Raw genomic sequence first — 6160 nt, 5'->3', positions numbered from 1 at the left:
CTCTCAGAAATAGAACTTCTCCTGACTGTTTCAGATTCCTCTAGATTGAAAATAGTTTTAAAACCGGAATAATTAAAAGTATCTTCTAATGTGCGTTGACTGAGTTTCTCATTGTCTAGAATAGCATACAGAAGTAGGTAAAATACTTTTTTACCATGAAGTACTTTTGAATAATAGTCTACTTTTGTACTAGTAGAGAGATGTGACAAGAGTGCTTCAGGAATAAAACCTAGCAGCTCATTAACGCATACTTTGTGATCTTTAAAATTTGCCATAAATTACTGATTTACGGCAATAAATATACAAACAAGATTAATCCTGTTAAGAATAATTTGTTAAGAACAAGACAAAAAAAAGTCGGAAGAAAAATCTTCCGACCATGACTAATATTTTGCCTCTTTTTTTATTAAACGTTTGTTCCTTTGCACCTATGCTACTTTGCACCTTTTTTTAGAATTTCTGCAACGTTTCAATCACATAGGTATGCATTACTTCTTTATAATCTAAATGCGTTACAACCCTAAGTTTATTGTGTCCCATTGAGCTGATCAATATATTTTTGTTTTTTAATTTTTCAATCAAAAGCTGATCACTGTAACCTTCAGTCAGCGAGAAAATCAAAATATTAGTTTCTACCGGTTCTATATGCGCTACCCAAGGTTTTGTGCTTATTACTGCTGCAATTTCTTTAGCCCTTCTATGATCCTCCGCTAATCGTTCGATATTATTTGCCAAAGCATACAATCCTGCCGCCGCCAAATAACCTACCTGACGCATTCCTCCGCCAAGTATCTTTCTGATTCTCAACGCTCTGTGAATATCAGCTTTAGATCCTAATAATACTGAACCAATTGGCGCACCTAAACCTTTTGACAAACAAACCGAAATAGTATCGAAAATAGCTCCAAATTCTTTCGGATTTTGTCTTTTGGCTACCAATGCATTCCAAATTCTGGCTCCATCAAGATGGAATTTCAAATTATTAGCATCACAAACCTTTTTTATTTCTCTTAAATCTTCTAATTCATAACAAGCGCCACCACCTTTGTTTGTTGTGTTTTCTACACAAACCAAACTTGTTAGCGGAGCATGATAAAATTCCGGATCATTGATCGCAGCAGCCACCTGACTTGCAGTAATCATTCCTCGATTCCCATCTAATAGACAGCATGAAACACCGCTGTTAAACGAAACTCCTCCACCTTCATAATTGTAGACATGTGCATATTTATCTGCAATTAACTGCTCTCCGGGTTGTGTATGTAATTTGATAGCGGTTTGATTTGCCATAGTTCCTGACGGAAAAAAAAGCCCGGCTTCCATACCAAAAAATTCAGCTACTCTGGTCTCTAACTCTATAACCGTAGGATCTTGCCTGTATACATCATCGCCAACATGAGCGTTAAACATATACTGCAACATTTCATGTGTAGGCTTGGTAATGGTATCGCTAATTAAATTTATTTCCATATTCTAAAAAGTATATCTTTTTTTGTAGAGCAAAATTACATATTCCTAAGAGTTATTCTTGGTAAGTTTTATTAAAATTTAACTTGAAACTTACTATAGAACCAAATTAACGTAATATTTGCAAAAAACATATAAAACCACCACATTATTCTACAGATAATTTACAATTTTAGAAACTATTTTGTTGGCTGAAAATACAGCACCCTCGATGTACCCCGGAAAGTGAGACGAAGTTTCTGTGCCGGAGATATAAAATTTATTATTAAAATAGTCCTGAGAAAAAACAGCATTCCCGTTGTTTTGATGCGGATAAACAAAAGTATTTCCCTGTTCTTTATCCTTGGTAAAAGACTCTTCAGACCAAATAATTTCTTCATAAGCAACATATCCTAAAACTTCAGAACCTAATAGCCGTTCCAACTGACTGATTATTTTTTCTTTTCTTTCCGCTTTAGAAAATTGAGAATAACCACTATTAATAAATCCACATAAAGCGTATTTTGTGACTTCATAATTAGAATGATCGTAAAACTCGGTTACTGGCCCAACATTACTAAACAAAGTCCCGGATATATTTTTATTCCTCCAGAATGGCTCTTTATAAACCAAAGCCACCTTAATAGCATCCTGCATCCAGGTATGAGTAGATTTAGCAATATCACTAAGCTCTGACGAAATTGACGGCGAAAACTTAATTGAATTAACCAATAAGGCAGGCGGTAAAGTTGAAATCACAATATCTGTTTCAAAACTTCTATGATCCGTAGTTATCATGACAACATCATTATTAAAATCTAACTCTTTTACCTGTTGATTCAAATAAACCTCCTCTTTATCAAAATATTCTGCCAGCACTTTTATCAACGATGATGTACCGCCGGCTATTCTATAACTCGGATTGTCATCCGGAATATCAATACTTTGCGGTGGCGTCATAGAAAAAGCTTCAAAATAAGCGGTACCCTTCATATGTTGTTCAAAATACGAAAGTCCAAGTTCTTTTAACAAAGCCAAAAGATTAATATGTTGTTCTCCAAACCAGGTTGCCCCCATTTCTACAGGAGTTTCATTCGCACTTAAAACCGTCGAAATTCTACCGCCCAAACGATTTCTTGCTTCCAGAATCTGAATTTTAAATCCTAATTTCTTCAATCTGTAACCAATTAATAATCCCGATAATCCACCTCCTAAAATTGTTATTCTTTGTTTCATCTTTATGTAAATTGTACGTACTTAAATTATCCATATCATTATTTGAGTTATAGACTTTAAATTTCTTTTTTCTCCTGTTAAATTTATTCCTATAATATAAAAACTATAGCTATTTTTGCAGGACAAAATTACGTTTTTAGAATGTTTATTTTAATGACGTACTATTTATAAAAACTTATAAAACTACTATTAATTTATGACAACTACCGAACAAATAAAAGGTATTGTGGAGCGCCTTGGTGCGTTGAGGAGGTATCTTTGACGTTGATGCCAAACTAATTGAAATCGCCAACGAAGAAGAAAAAACTTTCGCACCCGACTTTTGGAACAATCCAAAAGAAGCTGAAGTGATTGTAAAAAACCTTCGAAATAAGAAAAAATGGATCGAAGATTATAATAAAGCAATCGAACTTACAGATGAATTGCAACTTGCCTACGATTTTTATAAAGAAGGAGAACTTTCTGCAGAAGAATTAGACGAGCATTATAACACAACCCAGGCTCATATAGAAAACATCGAATTCAAAAACATGCTTTCTGACGAAGGTGACAGCTTAAGTGCCGTAGTACAAATTACTGCCGGTGCGGGCGGAACCGAAAGTTGTGATTGGGCAGGAATGCTGATGCGTATGTATATGATGTGGGGAGAAAGTTATGGCTTCAAGATAAAAGAACTTAACTTTCAGGCTGGTGAGGTTGCAGGAATAAAAACCGTAACGCTGGAGTTTGAAGGCGATTATTCTTTTGGATATTTAAAAGGAGAAAACGGCGTTCATCGCTTAGTGCGAATCTCTCCTTTTGATAGTAATGCCAAGCGTCATACTTCATTTGCATCTGTTTATGTCTATCCGCTTGTAGATGATAGTATCGAAATTGACATTAATCCTGCTGATATCGAAATTACAACTTCTCGTTCTAGTGGAGCTGGAGGACAAAATGTAAATAAGGTTGAAACAAAAGTGCAATTGGTTCACAAACCAACCGGAATCCAGATTCAATGTTCTGAAACTCGTTCTCAACAAGATAACAGACAACGCGCCATGCAAATGCTACGTTCTCAATTGTACGAAATCGAATTGAAAAAACAACAGGCACAACGTGCTGATATCGAAGCCGGAAAAATGAAAATCGAATGGGGTTCGCAAATACGTAATTATGTAATGCAGCCTTATAAACTAGTAAAAGATGTTCGTACCGGTTATGAAACAAGTGATGTTGATGGCGTAATGAACGGAAATATTGATCCTTTCCTGAAAGCATTTTTAATGATGATGGGACAAAAAGAGGAAGAATAATTTTTAGTCGCAGTTTTCAGTCACAGCTTTACAGTCCGCAAATACTGAGACTGAGATTGAAAACTGAGACTATAAACTGAAAACTGAGACTATAAATTAAATAAAAAAGTTATGATTAAGTGGGCAGATATAATTCATTTTACGAATAAAGGAAATCCTACTCCGGATAAAAGAGTGGAGAAAACTCCGGAAGAGTGGAAACAAATTTTAACTCCTGAAGAATTTCAGGTTACACGTTTAAAAGGTACAGAACGATCTTTTAGCTCTGAACTTTGCAGCTTATTCGATCCTGGAATATATGAATGCAAATGTTGTGGCACTTTACTTTTTGATGCAAGCGAAAAATTTGAATCAGGAACAGGCTGGCCTTCTTTTACACAACCTTTAAAAGAAAATGCAATCGCATACAATGCTGATAAATCATACGGAATGATTCGTGTCGAAGTAGTTTGTAATACCTGCGATGCACATTTAGGACACGTTTTTCCTGATGGTCCGGAACCAAGTGGTCTACGTTATTGCATTAATGCTATCTCATTGTCTAAAATAAAAGAATAAATATAAAAGCGATTCCTTGTTATCAAATGGATCGCTTTTTTGTTTTTCTACTGCAATAAAAATACCGAAAGAACTATTTCAAAATACCCTCCAAAAATCCTTCTGTTTTAAATCATGTAAGTTTTAACTTAACAACATAAATATTCCTGAAAGTTAAACTATAAAAACGGTCTCAAAATAATTGAATTAAAACACCGTTATATCTTATTTGCCAGTAATTAAATATAAGAATTTCGGAAAATCCTTAAAAGAAAAAGATAAACGGGAAACTTACAAAATTTCAACATCCTGAGAGAATCAATTACACAGACATTTGAAGCCCATAAAAAAGCAAAACAATTTGATTTAAAACAAGATACAGTTTCATTAATCTCTCTATCTATACAAATCGAACAGTTTATAAAAAGGCAATCAAAAACCTACAAATAGGCGAATTAAAAAAATTCATATACCACCAATAATTTAAAAACCATCAACAAATTAATAGATTTAATGTTAAATTTGTAATATTTAAACTATTATTTAAAATACTATTTAAAAAAGTTCAAAATAAGATTAGGTAATTTAAATCTAATTGATTTTATTTGGTGCGAATTAACCCCTAAATCAATTAAATTCATTCGATGAAATCCTATTCAATTCAAGAAATTAATGAAGTTATTAATGGCGTAATTTACGGCACAACTTCGCAAAGCGTATCAGCAACAGAACAATTAGAGAAAGCGACCACTTCTGAAATTTCATTTATAGGAAATAAAAAGTATGAAAAATTCTGGGAAGGATCAAAAGCTTCAATTGCAGTTGTAAATGAAGACATTTCGATCGAACCTGGAAATAATCGTGCTTTTATTAAAGTAAAGAATGCTGATTTAGCGATGTCTCAGATCTTAGCCCTTTTTGCTCCTCCTACTCCAATCTTTCGCAATAATATTCATAAGTCAGCAAATGTAGACGAAACAGCAATTATTGGCGAAGGTGCACGAATTGGTGCAGGCTGTTATATTGGTCCAAAAGTTGAAATTGGAGCACATGCAACTATTTATCCAAATGTTACAATTTTAGACGAATGTACTATTGGTAAAAACACCATTATCTGGTCAGGAACTGTAGTTCGTGAACGTTGTCATATTGGCAGCGATTGTATTATTCATCCAAATGCAACAATTGGTGCTGATGGTTTTGGGTTCCGTCCTTGTAGTGAAAAAGGTCTTGTAAAAATTCCGCAAATAGGAAATGTAATTATCGGAAACGGTGTTGAAATAGGTGCTAACTCTTGTGTTGATCGCGGAAAATTTAGCTCAACAGTTCTTGGTGACGGATGCAAAATCGACAATTTGGTTCAAATTGGACACAATAGTAAATTAGGTAAATTTTGTATCATGGCCGGAAATAGCGGTTTAGCCGGATCAGTGACTTTAGGAAATGGAGTTATTATTGGCGGAAGCGCTTCTATAAAAGATCATACTACTATTGGCGATGGTGCTATCGTTGGTGCAGGTTCTGGTGTAGTTGGCGATGTTGCTGCAGGTAAAACAATGTTGGGATATCCTGCTGTCGAAGCTCGTGATGCCTTAAAACAATGGGCAATTTTAAAACGAATGGTTTGCGATTCTAAAAAATAACAA

5 protein-coding genes and 1 pseudogene are annotated in these 6160 nt (G+C 34.4%); 3 read left to right on the top strand and 3 right to left on the bottom strand.

All coding sequences use genetic code 11. The features are described from left to right. From ACQKCJ_RS17835 to ACQKCJ_RS17825, 3 genes and pseudogenes are all read right to left on the bottom strand, one after another. A pseudogene (locus ACQKCJ_RS17835) lies at positions 1–275 on the bottom strand (IS4 family transposase); the annotation flags it as partial. Between the two features lie 175 nt (positions 276–450). Beyond that, positions 451–1470 carry a threonine aldolase family protein gene (locus tag ACQKCJ_RS17830; protein WP_427402585.1) on the bottom strand — a complete coding sequence of 340 codons (1020 nt, stop codon included), beginning with the start codon at positions 1468–1470 and terminating at the stop codon, positions 451–453. A gap of 150 nt (positions 1471–1620) precedes the next feature. Further along, positions 1621–2682 (bottom strand): flavin monoamine oxidase family protein, encoded by a 1062-nt coding sequence (locus ACQKCJ_RS17825; protein WP_427402584.1) that lies wholly within the window; start codon positions 2680–2682, stop codon positions 1621–1623. 196 nt (positions 2683–2878) lie between these two features. Here ACQKCJ_RS17825 and prfB point away from each other — a divergent pair. The 3 genes from prfB (at position 2879) to lpxD (ending at position 6157) form a co-directional block, all read left to right on the top strand. After that, positions 2879–3977 (top strand): peptide chain release factor 2 gene (prfB, locus tag ACQKCJ_RS17820; protein ID WP_271335627.1). Its coding sequence is split into 2 segments (ribosomal slippage): positions 2879–2941 and positions 2943–3977, totalling 1098 coding nucleotides; the frame shifts between segments, so codons are not numbered across the junction. Between the two features lie 111 nt (positions 3978–4088). After that, positions 4089–4535: a peptide-methionine (R)-S-oxide reductase MsrB gene (gene msrB / locus ACQKCJ_RS17815; RefSeq protein ID WP_271335626.1), complete on the top strand. Its 447-nt coding sequence runs from the start codon at positions 4089–4091 to the stop codon at positions 4533–4535. 623 nt (positions 4536–5158) lie between these two features. Next, complete coding sequence (gene lpxD / locus ACQKCJ_RS17810; RefSeq protein ID WP_271335625.1) at positions 5159–6157, top strand: UDP-3-O-(3-hydroxymyristoyl)glucosamine N-acyltransferase; 999 nt, start codon at positions 5159–5161, stop codon at positions 6155–6157. Positions 6158–6160: the final 3 nt, after the last annotated feature.

Origin of the sequence: Flavobacterium sp. NPDC079362, from assembly GCF_050267765.1 — a bacterium.
In the GTDB taxonomy this organism is placed as follows: Bacteria; Bacteroidota; Bacteroidia; order Flavobacteriales; family Flavobacteriaceae; genus Flavobacterium; species Flavobacterium azizsancarii.
The sequence above is the reverse complement of the archived record's forward strand: the minus strand, read 5'-3'. Positions and strand labels throughout refer to the sequence as shown.

What these genes read in the sequence shown, in the direction of transcription:
- ACQKCJ_RS17830 (WP_427402585.1), bottom strand. Translation starts at nt 1,470, where the DNA reads ATGGAAATAAATTTAATTAGCGATACCATTACCAAGCCTACACATGAA.
- ACQKCJ_RS17825 (WP_427402584.1), bottom strand. Translation starts at nt 2,682, where the DNA reads ATGAAACAAAGAATAACAATTTTAGGAGGTGGATTATCGGGATTATTA.
- msrB (WP_271335626.1), top strand. Translation starts at nt 4,089, where the DNA reads ATGATTAAGTGGGCAGATATAATTCATTTTACGAATAAAGGAAATCCT.
- lpxD (WP_271335625.1), top strand. Translation starts at nt 5,159, where the DNA reads ATGAAATCCTATTCAATTCAAGAAATTAATGAAGTTATTAATGGCGTA.